At 63.0% G+C, this 19,692-nt stretch carries 14 protein-coding genes; 10 read left to right on the forward strand and 4 right to left on the reverse strand.

What is annotated here, in order from left to right; all coding sequences use genetic code 11:
• Positions 1–27: 27 nt before the first annotated feature.
• Entirely contained in the window at positions 28–1,362 is a 1,335-nt protein-coding gene (yegQ, locus tag MRBLPB4O_RS08655; protein ID WP_341798099.1) for a tRNA 5-hydroxyuridine modification protein YegQ, read from the reverse strand.
• Between the two features lie 133 nt (positions 1,363–1,495).
• Here yegQ and MRBLPB4O_RS08660 point away from each other — a divergent pair, with 133 nt between their 5' ends.
• Positions 1,496–2,560, forward strand: a complete 1,065-nt coding sequence (locus MRBLPB4O_RS08660; RefSeq protein ID WP_016500644.1) for an AI-2E family transporter — start codon at positions 1,496–1,498, stop codon at positions 2,558–2,560.
• 50 nt (positions 2,561–2,610) lie between these two features.
• The gene (locus MRBLPB4O_RS08665; RefSeq protein ID WP_341798100.1) at positions 2,611–4,020 is read left to right on the forward strand and encodes a PLP-dependent aminotransferase family protein; all 1,410 of its coding nucleotides are present in this window, start codon (positions 2,611–2,613) and stop codon (positions 4,018–4,020) included.
• On the opposite strand, the gene panB is transcribed toward MRBLPB4O_RS08665, so the two are convergent.
• From panB to MRBLPB4O_RS08680, 3 genes are all read right to left on the reverse strand, one after another.
• Positions 4,008–4,823 (reverse strand): 3-methyl-2-oxobutanoate hydroxymethyltransferase, encoded by an 816-nt coding sequence (gene panB, locus MRBLPB4O_RS08670; protein ID WP_341798101.1) that lies wholly within the window; start codon positions 4,821–4,823, stop codon positions 4,008–4,010. The genes MRBLPB4O_RS08665 and panB overlap by 13 nt on opposite strands.
• 233 nt (positions 4,824–5,056) lie before the next feature.
• Positions 5,057–5,884: a phosphonoacetaldehyde hydrolase gene (gene phnX, locus MRBLPB4O_RS08675; RefSeq protein WP_341798102.1), complete on the reverse strand. Its 828-nt coding sequence runs from the start codon at positions 5,882–5,884 to the stop codon at positions 5,057–5,059.
• Between the two features lie 34 nt (positions 5,885–5,918).
• Positions 5,919–7,025, reverse strand: a complete 1,107-nt coding sequence (locus MRBLPB4O_RS08680; protein ID WP_341798103.1) for a 2-aminoethylphosphonate--pyruvate transaminase — start codon at positions 7,023–7,025, stop codon at positions 5,919–5,921.
• A 111-nt stretch (positions 7,026–7,136) separates the two neighbouring features.
• Between MRBLPB4O_RS08680 and MRBLPB4O_RS08685 the strand changes: the two genes are divergently transcribed.
• From MRBLPB4O_RS08685 to MRBLPB4O_RS08720, 8 genes are all read left to right on the forward strand, one after another.
• A complete protein-coding gene (locus tag MRBLPB4O_RS08685; RefSeq protein ID WP_341798104.1) occupies positions 7,137–8,000 on the forward strand; it encodes a LysR substrate-binding domain-containing protein in 864 nt (287 codons plus the stop codon).
• Positions 8,001–8,057: 57 nt separating this feature from the next.
• Positions 8,058–9,092: an AraC family transcriptional regulator gene (locus tag MRBLPB4O_RS08690; RefSeq protein ID WP_341798105.1), complete on the forward strand. Its 1,035-nt coding sequence runs from the start codon at positions 8,058–8,060 to the stop codon at positions 9,090–9,092.
• Positions 9,093–9,249: 157 nt separating this feature from the next.
• Positions 9,250–13,740 carry an NEL-type E3 ubiquitin ligase domain-containing protein gene (locus tag MRBLPB4O_RS08695; protein ID WP_341798106.1) on the forward strand — a complete coding sequence of 1,497 codons (4,491 nt, stop codon included), beginning with the start codon at positions 9,250–9,252 and terminating at the stop codon, positions 13,738–13,740.
• A 124-nt stretch (positions 13,741–13,864) separates the two neighbouring features.
• Positions 13,865–15,511, forward strand: coding sequence for an AMP-binding protein (locus tag MRBLPB4O_RS08700; protein ID WP_341798107.1), 1,647 nt, complete (start codon positions 13,865–13,867; stop codon positions 15,509–15,511).
• A gap of 13 nt (positions 15,512–15,524) precedes the next feature.
• The gene (locus MRBLPB4O_RS08705) at positions 15,525–16,292 is read left to right on the forward strand and encodes an SDR family NAD(P)-dependent oxidoreductase (RefSeq protein WP_341798108.1); all 768 of its coding nucleotides are present in this window, start codon (positions 15,525–15,527) and stop codon (positions 16,290–16,292) included.
• An 11-nt stretch (positions 16,293–16,303) separates the two neighbouring features.
• Complete coding sequence (locus MRBLPB4O_RS08710; protein WP_341798109.1) at positions 16,304–17,497, forward strand: acetyl-CoA C-acyltransferase; 1,194 nt, start codon at positions 16,304–16,306, stop codon at positions 17,495–17,497.
• Between the two features lie 8 nt (positions 17,498–17,505).
• A complete protein-coding gene (locus MRBLPB4O_RS08715; protein WP_341798110.1) occupies positions 17,506–18,633 on the forward strand; it encodes an acyl-CoA dehydrogenase in 1,128 nt (375 codons plus the stop codon).
• Between the two features lie 13 nt (positions 18,634–18,646).
• The gene (locus MRBLPB4O_RS08720) at positions 18,647–19,420 is read left to right on the forward strand and encodes an enoyl-CoA hydratase (RefSeq protein WP_341798111.1); all 774 of its coding nucleotides are present in this window, start codon (positions 18,647–18,649) and stop codon (positions 19,418–19,420) included.
• Positions 19,421–19,692: the final 272 nt, after the last annotated feature.

The raw sequence follows: 19,692 nt of genomic DNA on the forward strand, positions 1-19,692 counted from the left end.
GCAGCTGAGGCGCACATTACAGCATTGTCAGCTTGCCACCTCGTCGGCGCGCAGGTCGCGCATCAGCAGGGCGTAGTCAAGTGCGACCTGCTCCGGAATGGGCAGGTACACCACATGGCCGTCGCCTGGTGCCACGTCGATGGCCTGCTGCTGGCGGTTGCACAGGCGGTGCAGGTCGAAGTGGTAATTGCCACGCGGGGTCATCAGCTCCAGGTGGTCACCTACGGCAAAGCGGTTCTTCACCTTGACCTCGGCCAGGCCTTCGACACGCACGCCGGTCAGTTCACCGACGAACTGCTGGCGCTCCGAGACCGAGTTGCCGCGTTGGTAGTTCTGGTATTCATCGTGCACGTGGCGGCGCAGGAAGCCTTCGGTGTAGCCGCGTTGCGCGAGGGATTCGAGGTTGCCCATCAAGGCGCGGTCGAACGGCCGCCCGGCCACGGCGTCGTCGATCGCCTGGCGGTACGACTGTACGGCACGGGCACAGTAGAAGTGCGACTTGGTGCGGCCTTCGATCTTCAGCGAATGCACGCCCATGCCGGCCAGGCGCTCGACGTGCTGGATGGCGCGCAGGTCCTTGGCGTTCATGATGTAGGTACCGTGTTCATCTTCGAACGCCGGCATTTCGGTGCCGGGGCGGTTGCTTTCCTGCAGCAGGAAAACCTGCTCGGTAGGGGCGCCCAGGCCAAGGGTGGGCTGCACTTCGCGCACGATGTCGCCGGTGGCGTTCTCGGTGGCCGGCGTGGCGTCGTACTTCCAGCGGCAGGCGTTGGTGCAGGTGCCCTGATTGGCGTCACGCTTGTTGAGGTAGCCCGACAGCAGGCAACGGCCGGAATAGGCCATGCACAGCGCGCCGTGGACGAACACCTCCAGCTCCATGCCCGGCACCTGCTGGCGGATTTCCTCGATCTCTTCCAGGGACAGCTCGCGTGACAGGATCACCCGGTTCAAGCCCATTTGCTGCCAGAACTGCACGCTCGCCCAGTTGACTGTGTTGGCCTGCACCGACAAGTGCACCGGCATCTGCGGGAAGTGCTGGCGCACCAGCATGATCAGGCCGGGGTCGGACATGATCAGCGCGTCCGGCGCCATGTCGATGACCGGTGCCAGGTCCTTGAGAAAGGTCTTGAGCTTGGCGTTGTGCGGGGCGATGTTGACCACTACGTAGAAGCGCTTGCCCAGGGCATGCGCCTCCTGGATACCCAGCGCCAGGTTGGCGTGGTCGAATTCGTTGTTGCGCACCCGCAAGCTGTAGCGCGGCTGGCCGGCGTAGACTGCGTCGGCGCCGTAGGCAAAGGCGTAGCGCATGGTCTTGAGGGTGCCGGCAGGAGCGAGCAGTTCGGGCTTGGCGGTAGGGTTCATGTGCGCACCGGGGCAAAAAGGCCGGGATGCTAGGGGCGATGGACAAGGCGCGTATTGATTTGCGTCAAGTGAGCGCGGCACTTTTGCCCGAGTGCCATGCACTAATCTCTCACAAGCCATGAGAGGAACTGCAATGAACGAAACCGCGCTACAGAACAAAGCCCTGGCAGTACTCCTGGCGCTGGTGACCATTGCCTTCTTCTGGATCCTGTTGCCGTACTATGGCGCAATCTTCTGGGCGGTGATCCTCGGCATCCTGTTCGCCCCGCTGCAGCGCCACCTGCTGATCCGCTTCGGGCGGCGACGCAACCTGGCTGCGGCCACGACCACGCTGGTGTGCCTGCTGGTGGCGATCCTGCCGGTGATCATCACCAGCGCGCTGTTGGTCCAGGAGGGCGCCACGCTGTACCAGCGCATCGAAAGCGGGCAACTGGACATTGCCGGTTACGTCGAGCACGGCAAGGACCTGCTCCCGGCATTCGCCCAGCATGGCCTGGACAACATGGGCATGGGCAACCTCGACGGGTTGCGTGACAAGATCACCAAGTGGGCAACCCAAGGTAGCCAGGTATTGGCCAGCCAGGCATTCAGCTTTGGCCAAGGCACGTTCGAGTTCGTGGTCAGCTTTGGCATCATGATGTACCTGCTGTTCTTCTTTCTGCGCGATGGCCCGGAAGTGGCCCGCCGGGTGAGGCAGGCCGTGCCGCTGCCCGAGCACCAGAAACGCCGTTTGCAGCTGAAGTTCAACCGTGTGGTGCGGGCCACGGTAAAAGGCAACGTATTGGTGGCCATTACCCAAGGGGCGCTGGGCGGGTTCATTTTCTGGGTGCTGGATATTCCCAGCGCACTGGTGTGGGCGGTGCTGATGGCGTTCCTGTCGCTGCTGCCAGCGGTGGGTGCGGGCATCGTCTGGGCGCCGGTGGCCGCGTATTTCCTGCTGACCGGGGCAATACTGCCGGGGATTATCCTGACCGCGTTCGGGGTGCTGGTGATTGGCCTGGTGGATAACGTGCTGCGGCCGATTCTGGTGGGCAAGGATACGCGCATGCCGGACTACCTGATTCTGGTGTCGACGCTGGGTGGGCTGGCAGTATTCGGGCTCAACGGCTTCGTGATCGGGCCATTGATCGCGGCGCTGTTCGTGTCCAGCTGGGCGATCTTTGCCGCGACCAAGCCGCAGGTGCAATTGCCACAGTAGGGGTTTACCAACGCGCCAGGGTTGGGTTCAATGCCGTCACAGTCGCCGCCATGGACAACAGCCAGATCGACAAGCCCAGCTACACCTACCAGGCGGTCTACCGCTACTTGCTCGACAGGATCGAGGCAGCGCCCTGCGATGTGGAGCAGCGCTTGCCGTCGCTGCGCGAGTTGGCCCAGCGCCTGAGTGTTTCGGTATCCAGTACCAAGTACGCCTATGCGCTGCTGGAAGACGAAGGGCGGGTGTATGCGCGCCCCAAGCAGGGCTACTTCAGCCGAACCCGCGCGCCCGCCATGCGTGGCCATCACTCACCGAGCCTGCTCGACACGGTGTTCGCCAGTGCCCGTCAGCCGGGTATGCTGGCCCTGGGCAGTGATGCGCCGGCCATGTTGCTGTCGCTGCAACAGCCGCTGATGATGATCGAGCGCGAACTGGCGCGCCAATACCCGCACTCGTTGGCACCGTTGTTCCAGCCGTTCGGTGAGCCTGAGTTGCGCAGCGTGCTGGCCGACCGCTACACCCGCTCGGCGCAGCATTACTGGAGCGCCGATCAGGTGTTTATCGGCGCGGACCTGCGCAGCATCCTCGAATTGTCGTTACGCGCCCTCGACCTGGAGGGCCAGGTGGCGCTGGTGGAGTCGCCCTGCAACTGGGCGGTGCTAAGGCAGTTGCAGGGTGCACGCATGACCATCATCGAAGTGCCATTGGGTGATGACGGGCGTTTCGATCTGCAGCAGTTCCACCGACTGATGTGCGATCAGCCTGTGCGCCTGGCAGTGCTGTCGTCAGCGGCCAACGTGCCGCAAGGCGGTTTGATGCCCGCAGCGGACAAGCAGCAGATTTGTCACTGGCTGGCTGAGCACGCTGTATGGTTGTTCGAGAACGATGGCTACGGCGAGTTGTGTTTCCACGCGTCAGCGCCGCTCTACCGGGACTTCGCCGACCCTGACCGGCTGCTGGTGTTTTCGACCTTGGACAAGCTGATCGGCGCAGAGGCGCCCTTTGGCTACCTGCTTTGCCGGCAGCATAACGAGCGGTTGCAGCAGCTGTTTCTCGAACGTGCTTTTCGCTTGTCACCGATTCGCCAAAAGGCCATCGCCAAGCTGTTCACCTCGCGCCGGGTCGAGCTGCATGTCAAGCGCTTGCGGCCTATGCTGCGCCAACGCCTGCAGCAGATGAAGGCGCTACTGGACGTCTACGGCCAGGGCTGCCTGCGCATCACCGAGCCCCAAGGCGGGGCCAGCCTGTGGTTGCAGGCGACCCGGCCAGTGGATATGGGCCGGGTCTTCGAGCGGTTGCTGGCGCAGCGCATCGTCATCGCCCCCGGGGAGCTCTTCAGCCAGTGTGGCCTATGGCGCAGCCACCTGCGGCTGTGCTGCACAGTGGACTGGAGCAAGAATATTGCCTCCGCGCTGCAATGCCTTGTCGAGGCGATTCAGGCCGAAGCTCAAACCCCGTAGCAGTGGTGCAAGCCAGGGAACGCCCCGTCGCGCACTTCGTCTGCATAGCGCGTGCAGGCCTCGCGGATCACCTGGCCGACGTCGGCATACTGCTTGACGAAGCGTGGCACGTGGTCACCCCCCAGCCCCAGCAGGTCTTCGGTGACCAGCACCTGGCCATCGCACGCGGGTGAGGCGCCAATGCCAATGGTCGGTTTATCGCTGGCCTGGGTGATGGCGTGGGCCACGGGCTCCGCCACGCCTTCGAGCAGCAGGCTGAAAGCACCCGCGTGCAGGTTCGCCTGCGCATCGGCGCGCAGGGCTGCAGCGCTGTCAGGGGTCAGCCCCTGAGCCTTGTAGCCGCCCATGGCATTGACGAACTGCGGCATCAAGCCGATGTGCGCCATGATCGGAATACCCCGTGCGACCAGGAATTCGACGGTGCTCGCCAACGCCTGGTTGGCCTCCAGCTTGAGCGCATCGCAGCCGGTGCGGGCCAATACCTGGGCGCAGTTGCGAAAGGCTTGTTCGTGGGATTCCTGGTAGCTGCCAAACGGCATGTCGGCGACCACGCAGGCCAGACGGGTGCTGTCGACCACGGCGCGGGTGTGGGCGATGGTCTCGTCCAGGCGCATGCCCAGGGTGGACGGGCGGCCGTAGCCGACCATGGCCGTGGAATCGCCGACCAGGATGAAGTCGACCAGCGGGTCGATCACCCGGGCAATGGAGCTTGAGTAGGCGGTGAGCGAAACGATCTTTTGCCGGCCTTTCATGGCTACCAGTTGCGGGACGGTAAGGCGGCTGGTGCGGGTGTGTGTGCTCATTGGGGGCTGGGCATCTCAGGACAGGGATGGCCCATTTTTGGGAACTTGCACCGGCAACTCAATGTACAGATCCAGGCTGAAAAGCGACCCAGGTTACCTTCTCGATTCGGCCGGCTTAGCAGCCTTTTGTGGGAGCGGCCCCTCGGATTCAGCCAAAAAAGGTCTGGATCGCTGGGGCTGCTGCGCAGCCCGATCGCGACACAAGGCCGCTCCCACAGAGAAGGTGCATGGCTTCAGAAGGCTTGTGGCATCTCGCCTTTGGCCAGGCGTCGGTTGATGTCCGCAATCACTTGGGGCAGTTCGTTGATGGTGTCGATCAGGTAGTGCGGGCGCGAGCCGGCGAACAGCGCATGGATGCGCTGACGCTCGCTTTCCAGCTGCTCGGCGCTCAGCGCCCGGAAGCCTTCCCAGGTCAGCCCCAGCGCGTTGCCCGAGCACACCAGTGCCACGGTCCACATGCCGGCACGGCGGCCTTCGAGAATGCCAGGCACGGTGTCGTCGACCTTCACGCAGGCCGCCACATCGTCAATACCCAGTGCAATCACGTTGGCCAGGGCCTGGGCTGGCCATGGTCGGCCGTTAGGGGTTTCGTCGGTGGCCACCACGTGGTCGGCCACGTAGCCGTTCTGCGCCGCCAGTTCCACCACCTTGTCCATCACTACCTTCGGATACCCCGAGCACGAGCCGATTTTCAGGCCGTCCTGGCGCAGCCGGGTAAGGGTGTCCAGCGCACCGGGGATCAGTGCCGAGTGCACGGCGATCTTCTCTATCTGCAGCGGCATGAAGCGGTTGTAGATGGCGGTGACGTCGTCGTCGGTCGGCGTGCGGCCGAACACCTTGCGGTAGCGTTCGGCAATTTCCGGCACGTCGCACAGGGTGCGGATGTGGTCCCATTTGCCCATGCCCATCGGGCCACGGGCTTCCTCGATGGACACTTGCACGTCGAACTCGGCAAAGGCCTCGACAAAGATCTGGGTGGGGGCGAAAGAGCCGAAGTCGACCACGGTGCCGGCCCAGTCGAGGATGGCGGCTTGCAGCTGGGTGGGGTTGCTGTAGTTCATGTGCGCTAATTCCTGAATTCGGGTGGGCAAAGGGTCAGATGTCCAGCACTTCCATTTCCCGCAGTACTTCGGCCACGGCATTCACGGCGGCCTGCATGCCATCGGCACCGACCACGCCAATGCAGCCGACGCGGAAGGTTTCGACCTGGGTCAGCTTGCCCGGGTAGAGGATGAAGCCCTTGGCCTTGACCCGCTCGTAAAAGTCCTTGAACTGGTAGCGGGGATCGTTTGGTGCGTGGAAGGTGACGATGATCGGCGCCTGGATGTCAGCTGGCAGGAAGCTGCGCAGCCCGATGGCGGCCATGCCGTCGAGCAGGGTCTTGCAGTTGTCGGCATAGCGTTGGTGGCGTGCAGGCAGGCCGCCTTCTTCGTTGTATTGCTGCAGTGCTTCGTGCAGGGCCGCGACCACATGGGTGGGCGGGGTGAAGCGCCACTGGCCGGTCTTGGCCATGTAGGTGTGCTGGTCGTACAGGTCCATGGCCAGCGAGTGGGCATTGCCCTCGGCGGCAGCCAGGGCGGTTTTTTCGGCGAAGACGAAGCCCATGCCGGGTACGCCTTCCAGGCACTTGCCGGAGGCGGCGATCAGCGCTTCGAAGGGGATTTCGCGGGCATCGATCGGCAGCGCGCCGAACGAGCTCATGGCATCGATGATCAGGCGCTTGCCGTGGCGTTTGATCACCTGGGCGATTTCGGGCAGCGGGTTGAGGATGCCGGTGCTGGTTTCGCAGTGGATCAGTGCCACGTGGGTCACGGCCGGGTCGGCAGCCAGCAGCCTGTCGACATCAGCGGCAGTGGTGGGCTGGTCTTCGGCGGTTTCGAAGGTGCTGTAGGTGCGGCCCAGCACTTTGCAGATCTTTGCCAGGCGCTGGCCATAAGCGCCATTGATCAGCACCAGGACCTTGCCGTCGCGTGGCACCAGGGTGCCGATGGCCGCTTCCACGGCAAAGGTGCCGCTGCCTTGCAGGGGCACGCAGTGGTGGCTGGCGCTGCCGCCGATGATCGCCAGCAGTTGCTCGCAGACGCTGGCAGTCAGCTGGTTGAAGTCACGGTCCCAGGAGCCCCAGTCCACCAGCATGGCTTGGCGGGTGCGGATTGATGTGGTCAGGGGACCGGGGGTCAGCAAGATAGGGGCGTTGCTCATTCCGTTTTCCTCACAAGCGGTGGAGTGAAACTACGGGGCCTAGGTTGCAATTCGGGCTGTCATCAATCAAATTGTTTGTTGTTATCCCAGCTATAAGTCAGGCCGATAAATATGAACCTGTTCCAGCTACGTGCCTTCGACGCGGTGGCCCGAGAGGGCAGTTTTACGCGTGCTGCCGAGCGCCTGTTCATCAGCCAGCCGGCGGTGACCGGGCACGTCAAGGCACTGGAGGAGCACTACCAGATCACCTTGCTGCGGCGCACCGCACGGCGTGTGGAGTTGACCGAAGAAGGCATCCGCCTGGCGGCCATCACCCGCGCCATGTTTGGCCTGGCCGAAGAAGCGCAGGCCATGCTTGAAGCCAATCGCCAGTTGCTGACCGGGCGCCTGGAGGTGGCAGCCGATGGCCCGCACCGGGTGATGCCGATGCTGGCGCTGTTGCGCGAGCGCTACCCGGGCATCACCGTCAACCTGCGCCTGGGCAATGCCCAGGAAACCCTGGCTGCGTTGCTTAGCGAGCATGCCGACGTGGCTGTGCTGACCGAGATCGAGCCGCGCAAGGGGCTGCATTTGCAAAGTCTTTGTGAGTCTCGCCTGTGTGCCTTGTTGCCGGCGGGGCATGCCTGGGCGAACGATGGGGAAGACTTGCCGTTGGCCGAGTTGCACCAGCAGATCATGGTGCTGCGCGAACCCAGCTCCACCACCCGGCGTACCTTCGACAAGGCCTGTATCAAAGCGGGTGTGCAACCGCGTGTATTACTGGAGCTGGACAGCCGTGAGGCGGTGACCGAGGCGGTGGCCTCGGAGTTGGGTATTGGCGTTGTTTCATCCACTGAAGTGGCCAATGACCCACGGGTGGTCGCACGACCATTATCTGGCGAGGGCCTGATCAACCAACACTTGATTGGTTGTCTGGAGCGTCGTCGAGAATTGCGCCTTATCCAGGCATTCCTGGGGCTGGCGGCGGGGCTGTGATGGCTGTTTTCAGCGTGGCAGCCTAAGATGGCCGGCAACCAGCCGACAGGACCGTCGATGAGCGACAAAGATACCATTTCGATGCAACTGGTGCGCGAAGCGCTGTTGCAGACCTGCCCCGCCGGTGAGCCCGATAGCGGCTTGCTGGCCCGGGCAGGCATTGCCGTTGAACAATTGCACCTGCCAGAGGCGCGGGTCAGTGCCGAGGCCTATGCTCGACTGTGGCGCTTGCTGGCACGGCGCTGCAACGACGAGTTCTTCGCGATGGATCCGCGCGGCCTGCGCAGCGGCAGCCTGGCGTTCATGTGCCGTGCCAGCATGGGTCAACCGACCTTGGGCGCCGGCCTGGAAACCGCGCTGGCGTTCCTGTCGCTGATGCTCGAAGACATGCAACCCAGCCTGGTGCGCCAGGAAGGCCTGGCTGAGATTGTCATCAACGAACCGCGTGACGAACCGCGCCGCGCATTCACCTATTTCACGTTCTGGATGATCGTGCATGGGGTGGCCTGCTGGCTGGCCGGGCGGCGCATCCCTATCCTGGCCATTGACCTGCGCTGTGCCGAGCCGCCGTTCTGTGACGACTATCGGGTGATGTTTTCGGAAAACCTCTGCTTTGAGCGCCCGCGTACGCGCATGATCATCGCGGCTGATTGCCTGGAACTGCCGCTAAAGCGCAGCGAAGAGGAGTTGCAGCGGTTTCTCGCCGGTGCGCCGGATAATATCCTGGTGAAATACCGTGACCCCGCCAGCCTGGCGCGGCGCATCCGTGATCAGTTGCGGCGCATGGACCCGGCCGGCTTGCCGGATGCCGAAGCCGTGGCTGGCGGGTTGTGCATCTCTCTTTCAACCTTGCGCCGGCGCCTGGTGGAGGAGGGGCAAACCTACCAAGGGCTCAAGGACAGCGTACGCCGCGAGCAGGCCATTGCCTGGTTGTCCGACCCCGCCGTGGGCCTTGGCGAGATCGCCGAGCGGTTGGGCTTTGCCGACAGCAGTTCGTTCTACAAGGCTTTTCGCAAGTGGTTCGGTTGCAATCCGGGGCATTACCGAAGCCTGGTACTGGGGCGACAAGCGCCCGCACAGGAAAAGCCTTGATACGGGATGAAGCTGCGCTGAAAAACGCCTCGCCAGCCCTTCCTCTCGAGGCGGTTCATGCAGACCCTGGGGCCGGTGGCTGAGGTTCCCCCTGATGACGGCGCGTATCAGCTGACAGAGTGGGTGTTCCCCATGTCAACAAAGATCGCCCCCAATCATGGCCAACCCCCCCGAAACCCCTACTGCCCAGACCCCAACGCGCGCCAGCGCAACCGATGCCTTCATCGGCAAGCTGCTGCCCGAATGGTTACGTGCAGCGACCCCGCAACAAATCAAACGCCTGCGCAACCTGTTCAAGGAACACAAGGCCGGGCAGGACAACGTACGCGCAGCCACTCGGGGGCTTGTCCCGCTGCAAACCTTCGCCCTGGACAAGCTTGGCACGTTGCTCAAGGGCCGGCTGCCCGCGGGCAGCAAACTGAACGAGCTTGAATGGCTTGAACCCGAGGGCGGGGTGGTTAGCGACGGCTTTCTCGGTTTTTCCCTGGGGACGATCGAGGTGCGCCAATCCGCGCTGCTGCGTCTCATGCAGAACTTTCCCAGCGGCGCCACGCCGCTACGCGGTGAGTTTGTCGTCAACGGCGGGCGCAAGGTGCTCTATCGCGTCGACGATGCCTTTGTCAAAGCGTGCAGGGACCTGGACACTGGCAGGTTGTATCAAACCCTGATTGATCAAACCTTCAACGCTCAAACGTGCAAGCTGCTTGTCGCGGAGAAGCGGGCGGGGCTCCGGCTGGCTGCTGAGCTGGCAGTGATCCAGGGTGAACTGAACGAGCAGGTGTGTGAGGCGCTGGCCGAGGTGGCGGATGCCAAGCAAAGTGAGGGCCTGCACCTGCAAGGTTACCCAGGGTTGTTGACCATGCTCGGCAAGCCTGTGGCAGATGCCCTGGTGATCCCGTTGCGTGACGCCGCTGGCGAGGCAAGTGGCTGGGTCCTCTATCTTCCCAGCGACCCGTCGCAGGCCCTGCATCACTTCCTCACGCTGGGTCAGATGCATCAGGCCATGGTCAAGCGGCTGAATGCACCTGAATACCAGAGTTACTTTATCCAGTTGATTGCGCTTGAGGACCGTCAGGACTTCGTCCAGCTGCTTCAGACACGTCTCAAAGACCCAGAGCCTGACCTGCAGATGGATGGCACGACTGGCCAGGGTGACGTGTTTGTACGGCTGGTCGAGCAGCAAGTAAAACGGATAAAAAGCGACGCCAGCTTGCTATTGGTGCCGCTGGCACAAGCTGATGCGCGGGCGGCCAAACAGCGCCAGGCAAGCTGGAAGTCGCTGGGCTGGGACGTGGCCAATCTGGCCGGCATGTTTGTCCCTGTGGTGGGTGAGTTGTTGCTGGGGCGAATGCTGGTACAAACCGTTTCCGGGGTCTACGAGGGTGTGACGGACTGGGCGTACGGCCACCAGCATGAAGCGCTGGAGCACCTGCTTGGTGTGGCTGAGACCTTGGCCCAGGTTGCGGTGACGGGTGCGGTGATCGGCGCCACCGGCCATTTCGTACGCAGCCGCTTTGTCGATGGCCTTGAGCCGGTGAGGCTGGACAACGGCCAGCAAAGGTTATGGTCCAGCGACCTCACGGTCTACGAGTCGACGCCCGATGAACGCACCCTGGCAGATGATGGCTTGTATGGCAGCGGTACACGCCGCTGGATGCGCAGTGGTGATCGCTACCATGAGGTTCATCGCCCGCAGGCGGAGGGGCCGTGGCGGCTGCGTCATCCACGCGGTGATGAAACCTTTGGACCGGTCGTGGAGTTCAATGGAGAGCGCAGTTGGCATGTACGGTCGGCGCGCCCGCAGACTTGGGATGACAGCGCCCGCATGCTCGATACGTTGTGGCCGTTCCAGGCACTGCTGAGCACCGAACATGCACAGCAGATCGTACACATGGCGGGCATGAACAAGGACATACTCCGCGGCCTGATAATTGAGAACCGCCCGCTGCCGGTTACCCTGCGCGAGACCTTGCGGCGTTTCGATGCCAACACCCGTATCGAGGCGTTCTTCACATCGCTTGGCGATGCATCGGTGGTGGGGGGGGATGCCGAGATCCAGGCGTGGTGCCTGGCCCGGCCTGGAATGACGGGCTTGGATCCGGCCGCCCTCAAAGCCGCTTTACTGCAGCAGCAACCCCAGCTGGAGGGGCCTCTGCTGCAGCATCTGACCCGGGTCAGGCTGCCGGATGACCCCGTAGCCAGGTTGGTCAAGCGTGACTTCCCCCACTTGCCTGACGCCTATGTCGCAGAGGTCGTGGCCGAAGCCGATAACGCCCAGGCCAAGCTTTCCAGGCTCGGCAGGCTGTCTGTGAAGATGGCGACCAAGGCGCGCTTCTTGTCGCAGGTGGCGCGGCTGGACCGGGCAGTGCAGGGCGTGTTTCTAAGCAGTGCTTACACAGACGAGGCCGGGGAACTGGTGATCAACCTGCTGTCGAGGCTGCCCAACTGGCCTTCGCAGCTCGGAGTGGAGTTACGCGACGGCTCGCCCTACGGTCGTTTGCTGACCCGGTTGTCGGCCATGTCGACCGAAGGTGAAACCGTGTCAATGGTCCATGTCCACGGGCGTTTTCGCTTGTTCGATGGGCAGGGCTACGAACATTCCGCGGAAGTCGCCGAACCAGGCACGATCTTTCAGGCCCTTGCCGCTCTGCTGACGCCCGAACAGCTTGGCCGAATGGGGTTGCCCGCTGAGCAGCCTGCCGCGCTATTGCGTGCCAAGCTCCAGGCCTTGGTGCCCGACACGCGCACCGCCCGCCTGCACCTGCTCGGATGGCGTGAGCAAGCCCCGTGGTTCAACCCGGGCCAGCGTTTGACCAATGGCAGGGTCGGCTATCTGCTGAGCGGCCGCGGCGAAGCCGGTACCGGCCTGCAGCAGCTGTTGCGCGCCCGCCTGGGGGTACTGTACCGAGGGCTCGGTGACGTCGAGCTCGAGCAAGAGGCTGTACGGCTGCAAGGCTTCGGTGATCAGGCATTCCAGCACCTGCTTGATCTGGAGGATAGCTACAACCGATTGGATCGGGCACTCAACCAATGGTATGGCAGCGAATTGAACGAGGCCCGCCAAACGTGCCGAAAGGTCGTCGCTGACAGCATTCGCAGGGCTTGGCGTTTCCAGGGCGAACAGGTTTACGACAGCGAAGGAAACACCATTGGGCAGCGCCTCAGGCTGGAGGGGCCAAGCATCACGACACTCCCGTCATTGCCGTTGTCGGTGGACTTCCCTCGCCTCGTTTCATTAGTCATCAACGACACCGCGGTCACCGTTGTACCGGTGGACTTCCTCCACGGCCTTACGGCCCTGACCGAGGTGAACCTCGTCGGTAACCAGCTATCTGCAGTACCGATAGGTATCGCCTACCTTATCGAACTGCGCACCTTACGCCTGGCGCGTAACAACATTCATTTGAACATCAGCTCCATCAGCGCCATCAACCGCCTCCCACGGCTGGAAGCGGTAGACCTGAGTTACAACCCATTGGGGCAATATCCTGTGCCCTACAACCAGCTGTCTCATTTGCGTGAGCTGGATTTGCAGCATTGCCGGCTGGGTGTCTGGCCGAGTGGCCTCGAACACTGCAACTCGCTTGAAAAAGTGAACCTGAGTGGTAATCACCTGAAGGTAATACCGGAAGTTGTGCTGAGGATGCCGCAGTACTTTCGACACATATTCGTGGTGATGGGCAACCCCCTGAGCACGTATGACGTGCAGCGCCTGTATGCCTTCGATGTCATTCTGGAAGAGGGTGTAATGCCTTCGCCGTCGTTGAAAGGGCTGCAACGGGCACGTTCGCTTTGGGTGGGTGGTAGCGAGGCCAGCACTTTGGAGGCGCGAGGGCGGCAGTGGGATGAATTGGCAGGCATGCCTGACAGCGTCGGTTTGTTTGCGCTGGTTGAGCAGTTGGAACGCACTACCGACTATGTCAACGCCAGCGAGAACTTGCGGGGCAACCTGTGGACGCTGTTGGATGCCTTGTGCAGCAATACGGCTTTGCGTTTGGAAGTGTTCGCCGAGTTGCGCCCCCCGTTCGGCTCGATCAACCGCGTCGTTCGCCGCTTCAGCGATTTGCTAAAGCAGGCAGCGATTGCCCAGGCTGAAAACAACACCTCACCTGATCGCGGTAATCAATTGCTCAATCTTGGGCGGGGGTTGTTCCGCCTGGAGCAAGTCGAACGACGTGCCACTGCCGAAACAGCCCGACGCGCAGCCCAGGGGCAGTTTGTTGACGACGATACCATCGACACGATCAACCTGTATTTCCGAGTCAAGCTGCACGAGGTACTGCAGTTGCCCTTCCAGCCGCAGACCATGGATGCCAGCGAAACGGCGGGGGTTAGCGATGCAGCGATTGCGCAGGCGTTGCGTCAAGTCAAGGATGCTGAAACATTGCTCAACGTCTCGCGTAGTCTTGCACAGCGGGAGTTCTGGCAGCGTTACCTGCGCGAACGGAGCAGCGAGTACTTCACCAACCTGGAGCGTGTCTATTGGGACCGCGTACAGCTTTTAGAGCAGCAACGTGCTGAACTTACTCCCGCTGAAGTCACCCAGCGCCTTGACGACCTGGTCATCGAACGCGACCAGGACGAGCGAGCCCTGTTGGTGCGCCTGACTCACCAACTGTTATATAGCAAGGAGCGCGGCCAGGCCTGAGGCCGACAGCGGCCAAACCGGTCATCCAGATTGACAACTTTGGCCATTGCCGCCGCGGTTGAGCGGCGCGAACATCATCGGACTTATGGTTCAACTCCAAAAACAATAAACCAGGAGTCCGACGATGCGTGATTACGCCGAGGCCGCTCGAGCGTTCGACCCTGCCCAGGCCGCTAGCGCGGCGCTGCATGGCCACCTCGAAGCCCTCAATGCCTGTGTCGAATGCTGTGACCGCCATGCCGGTGACGGCAAGCTGGCGCTGATCCACGAAGACCGCGATGGCAACAGCGCACGCTACAGTTTTGATCAGCTCAAGGCACAGGCGGCCCGCTTTGCCAATGTGCTCAAGGCGCAGGGCGTGGGTGCAGGGGACCGGGTGGCGGGCCTGATGCCGCGTACTCCCGAGTTGCTGGTCACCATTCTCGCCACCTGGCGTCTCGGTGCGGTGTACCAGCCGCTGTTCACCGCGTTCGGCCCCAAGGCCATCGAACACCGCCTTGAACAGTCCCACGCCCGCGTTATCGTCACCGACAGCCACAACCGTGCCAAGCTGGACGAGGTGCAGGCCTGCCCATCGATCATCACGGTCAAGGCCCGCAGTGGCGAGCTGGATTTTCAGCAATGCCTGGATGCTGCCTCACCGGTATGTGAACCGGTCATGCGCTCGGGCAACGACCCGTTTCTGCTGATGTTCACCTCCGGCACCACCGGCCCGGCGAAACCCCTGGAAGTGCCATTGCGTGCCATTGTCGCGTTCCAGGGTTACATGCGTGATGCCATCGACCTGCGCCCCGAGGACAACTTTTGGAACCTGGCCGACCCGGGCTGGGCCTACGGCCTATATTACGCCGTCACCGGCCCATTGTCGCTGGGCCATGCCACCACCTTCTACGATGGCCCGTTCAGCGTTGAAAGCTGTGCCCAGGTAATCGACAAGCTGGGTATCACGAACCTGGCTGGCTCGCCCACGGCGTATCGCTTGTTGATTGCCGCGGGCAAAGCGTTTTCGGCACCGATCAAAGGTCGCCTGCGCGTGGTCAGCAGTGCCGGAGAACCGCTCAACCCGGAGGTGATCCGCTGGTTCGCCGAGGAACTGGACGTGACCATTCACGACCACTACGGCCAGACCGAGTTGGGCATGGTGCTGTGCAATCATCATGGCCTGTTGCATCCGGTGCACCTGGGCTCGGCAGGCTTCGCCATCCCCGGCCATCGCATCGTGGTGCTGGATGCCCAAGGTAACGAACTGCCAGCTGGCCAGCCAGGCATCCTCGCGGTTGACCGCGAGCAGTCGCCCTTGTGCTGGTTTGCCGGCTACCACGGCCAGGCGACCAAGGCCTTCGTCGGTAAGTATTACCTAAGCGGCGACACGGTGGAGCTGAACCAGGACGGCAGCATCAGTTTCGTTGGCCGCAGCGACGACGTTATCACTACCTCCGGTTACCGAGTCGGCCCGTTCGATGTGGAAAGTGCATTGATCGAGCACCCGGCGGTGATCGAGGCAGCGGTGGTTGGCAAACCGGACCCCGAGCGTACTGAGCTGATCAAGGCCTTCGTGGTTTTGGCCAACGGCCATGTGGGCAGCGTCGAGCTGGAAGAAACCTTGCGCCAGCACGTGCGCCAGCGCCTCTACGCGCACGCCTACCCCAGGGAAATCGAATTCGTCAGCGAGCTGCCCAAGACCCCGAGCGGCAAGCTGCAACGCTTCATCCTGCGCAACCAGGAAGTCGCCAAACAACAAGCGCAACAGGCCACCCCTGCCAGCGTCTGAAAGGAAACCGATCATGCACATAGCCAATAAACACTTCATCGTCAGCGGCGCCGCCTCCGGGTTGGGTGCTGCCACTGCGCAGATGCTGGTCGAGGCCGGCGCCAAGGTAATGCTGGTCGACCTCAATGCCCAGGCCGTCGAGGCCAAGGCCCGTGAGCTGGGTGACAACGCCCGCTTCGCCGTGGCTGACATCAGCGACGAGCTGGCCGCCCAGGCGGCCGTTGATGCAGCCGTCAGCGCCTTTGGCAGCTTGCAAGGGCTGGTCAATTGCGCCGGCATCGTGGGTGCCGAGAAAGTGCTGGGCAAGCAAGGTCCGCATGGCCTGGCCAGCTTCGCCAAGGTTATCAACGTCAACCTGGTCGGCAGCTTCAATTTGCTGCGCCTGGCCGCTGCAGCCATGGCTGAAGGGGCTGCCGATGAGGCCGGCGAGCGTGGCGTGATCATCAACACCGCCTCCATCGCTGCCTATGACGGCCAGATCGGCCAGGCTGCCTACGCTGCCTCCAAGGGCGCGATTGCCAGCCTTACCTTGCCGGCCGCGCGCGAACTGGCACGCTTCGGCATCCGCGTGATGACCATCGCCCCGGGCATCTTCGAAACGCCGATGATGGCTGGCATGACCGAGGAAGTGCGTGCTTCGCTGGCTGCCGGCGTGCCGTTCCCGCCACGCCTGGGGCGCCCGCAGGAATACGCTGCGCTGGCCCGTCACATCATCGAGAACAGCATGCTCAACGGCGAGGTGATCCGCCTCGACGGTGCACTGCGCATGGCTGCCAAGTAAGGAGAGCGAACATGACCCTCGCCAATGATCCGATTGTTATCGTCAGCGCCGTGCGCACGCCCATGGGCGGCCTGCAGGGCGACCTGAAAAGCCTGACCGCGCCACAACTGGGCAGTGCGGCCATTCGTGGTGCGGTGGAACGTGCCGGCATCGATGCTGCCAGTGTCGAGCAAGTGCTGTTCGGCTGCGTGCTGCCGGCTGGCCTGGGCCAGGCGCCGGCACGCCAGGCGGCACTGGGGGCTGGGCTGGACAAGCACACCACCTGCACCACCCTGAACAAGATGTGTGGCTCGGGCATGCAGGCCGCGATCATGGCCCATGACCTGCTGCTGGCCGGCACCGCAGACGTGGTGGTGGCGGGGGGCATGGAAAGCATGACCAACGCCCCGTACTTGCTGGACAAGGCCCGTGGCGGCTACCGCATGGGCCACGGCAAGATCATCGACCACATGTTCATGGACGGCCTGGAAGACGCCTATGACAAAGGCCGCCTGATGGGCACCTTTGCCGAAGACTGCGCCCAGGCCAATGCTTTTAGCCGCGAAGCGCAGGACCAGTTCGCTATCACCTCGCTTACCCGTGCCCAGGACGCGATCAGCAGCGGCCGTTTTGCCGCCGAGATCGTGCCGGTGGAAGTCACCGAGGGCAAGGAAAAGCGCGTTATCAAAGATGACGAGCAGCCGCCCAAGGCGCGCCTGGACAAGATTCCGCAGCTCAAGCCCGCCTTCCGTGAAGGTGGCACGGTGACCGCAGCCAACTCCAGCTCGATTTCCGACGGCGCTGCGGCGCTGGTACTGATGCGTCGCTCCGAAGCCGACAAGCGCGGCCTTGATGCACTGGCAGTCATCCACGGTCACGCGGCCTTCGCCGACACCCCGGCGCTGTTCCCGACCGCGCCGATCGGCGCCATCGACAAGCTTATGAAACGCACGGGCTGGAGCCTGGCCGACGTCGACCTGTTCGAGATCAACGAGGCCTTTGCCGTGGTCACCCTGGCGGCCATGAAACACCTTGACCTGCCCCACGACAAGGTCAACATCCACGGCGGCGCCTGCGCCCTTGGCCACCCGATCGGCGCTTCGGGCGCACGCATCCTGGTGACCCTGCTCTCGGCCCTTCGCCAGAACAACCTGCGCCGCGGCGTGGCGGCCATCTGCATTGGCGGCGGCGAGGCCACGGCCATGGCCGTCGAATGCCTGTACTGAGGTGAACCATGCTGGTAACTGACGAGCAACAACAGATAGCCGATGCGGTACGCGCCTTTGCCCAGGAACGCCTGAAACCATTTGCCGAGCAGTGGGACAAGGAACACCGCTTCCCCAAGGAGGCCATCGAGGAGATGGCGGGGCTGGGACTGTTCGGCATGCTGGTCCCGGAACAGTGGGGCGGCAGCGACACCGGTTACGTGGCTTACGCCATGGCCCTGGAAGAAATCGCCGCTGGCGATGGTGCCTGCTCGACCATCATGAGCGTGCACAACTCGGTAGGCTGTGTACCCATCCTGCGTTTTGGCACCGAGCAGCAGAAGGCGCAGTTCCTTACCCCCCTGGCAACTGGCGCGATGCTGGGTGCCTTTGCACTCACCGAACCGCAGGCTGGCTCCGATGCCAGCAGCCTGAAGGCCCGAGCGCGCCTGGACGGTGACCACTATGTGCTCAATGGAAGCAAGCAGTTCATCACCTCCGGGCAGAACGCCGGGGTAGTGATCGTGTTTGCCGTGACCGATCCAGAGGCCGGCAAGCGCGGGATCAGCGCCTTTATCGTGCCCACTGATTCGCCGGGCTACCAGGTAGCGCGGGTGGAGGACAAGCTCGGCCAGCACGCGTCGGACACCTGCCAGATCGTCTTCGACAATGTGCGTGTGCCGGTGGCCAACCGCCTGGGCGCAGAAGGCGAGGGCTACAAGATTGCCCTGGCCAACCTGGAAGGCGGGCGCATCGGTATCGCCTCGCAGGCTGTGGGCATGGCCCGTGCGGCGTTCGAAGTGGCGCGGGACTATGCCAATGAGCGGCAAAGCTTTGGCAAGGCGCTGATCGAACACCAGGCCGTGGCCTTCCGTCTGGCCGACATGGCGACGAAAATTGCCGTGGCCCGGCAGATGGTGCTGCACGCCGCCGCACTACGTGACGCCGGGCGCCCGGCGCTGGTGGAAGCGTCCATGGCCAAGCTGTTTGCCTCGGAAATGGCCGAAAAGGTCTGTTCGGATGCCTTGCAGACCCTGGGCGGTTATGGCTATCTGAGTGACTTCCCGCTGGAGCGGATCTACCGCGACGTTCGGGTTTGCCAGATCTACGAAGGCACCAGCGACATTCAGCGCATGGTCATTGCGCGCAATCTTTGAAGGAGCAGACTGCATGGCATTCGAAACCATCCTGTTGGACATTCACGGCAAGGTCGGGCTGATTACCCTCAACCGCCCGCAGGCACTGAATGCGCTGAACGCGCAGATTGTTGGCGAGATCAACCAGGCCCTGGACCAGCTCGAGCGTGACCCGAACATCGGCTGCGTGGTGCTTACGGGTTCGGCCAAGGCCTTTGCCGCTGGCGCCGACATCAAGGAAATGGCCGACCTGCAATACCCGCAGATCTACGTCGATGACCTGTTCAGCGATGCTGACCGCATTGCCAACCGGCGCAAGCCGATCATTGCTGCGGTATCCGGCTTCGCCTTGGGCGGCGGCTGCGAGCTGGCGATGATGTGTGACTTTATCCTTGCTGCGGACAACGCCAAGTTCGGTCAACCTGAAATCAACCTTGGCGTGCTGCCGGGCATGGGCGGCACCCAGCGGCTCACCCGTGCGGTGGGCAAGGCCAAGGCCATGGAACTGTGCCTGACCGGTCGCCTGATGGGGGCCGAAGAGGCCGAGCGTGCTGGCCTGGTGGCGCGCATCGTGCCGCAGGCAGAGTTGGTGGAAGAGGCGCTGAAAGTAGCGGCGACCATTGCCAGCAAGTCGATTCCGGTGAGCATGATGGTCAAGGAGAGCGTCAATCGCGCGTTCGAAGTTACCCTTAGCGAGGGCGTGCGCTTTGAGCGTCGGGTGTTCCATGCGGCGTTCTCTACCGAAGACCAGAAAGAAGGCATGGCCGCATTCATCGCCAAGCGCGAGGCGCAGTTCAAGAATCGCTGATCAGACTCGGTTCGTGCCGTTGCCGTTGCCGTTGCCGTTGCCGTTGCCGTTGGTTTTGCTTTTGCTTTTAAGCGCGCGGTAGTTCAGGCGACGCAGATTGCGACTTCAGGAGGCCGAGCGCAGGGCTTGCGAAGGGAGGTGACGGGCATGGATGCCCGTCAAGCGCTGGGCCCCAGGATGGGGCCTGCAGCGCGGTCCTCCCGGGAGCAACCCCGGAGCGAGGGGACCCCGGAGCGTAGCGCAGGGGCCGGATGATGGGAGCGGACGGCTTT

This window comes from Pseudomonas sp. LPB4.O, assembly GCF_038383825.1.
GTDB classification, from domain to species: Bacteria; Pseudomonadota; Gammaproteobacteria; order Pseudomonadales; family Pseudomonadaceae; genus Aquipseudomonas; species Aquipseudomonas putida.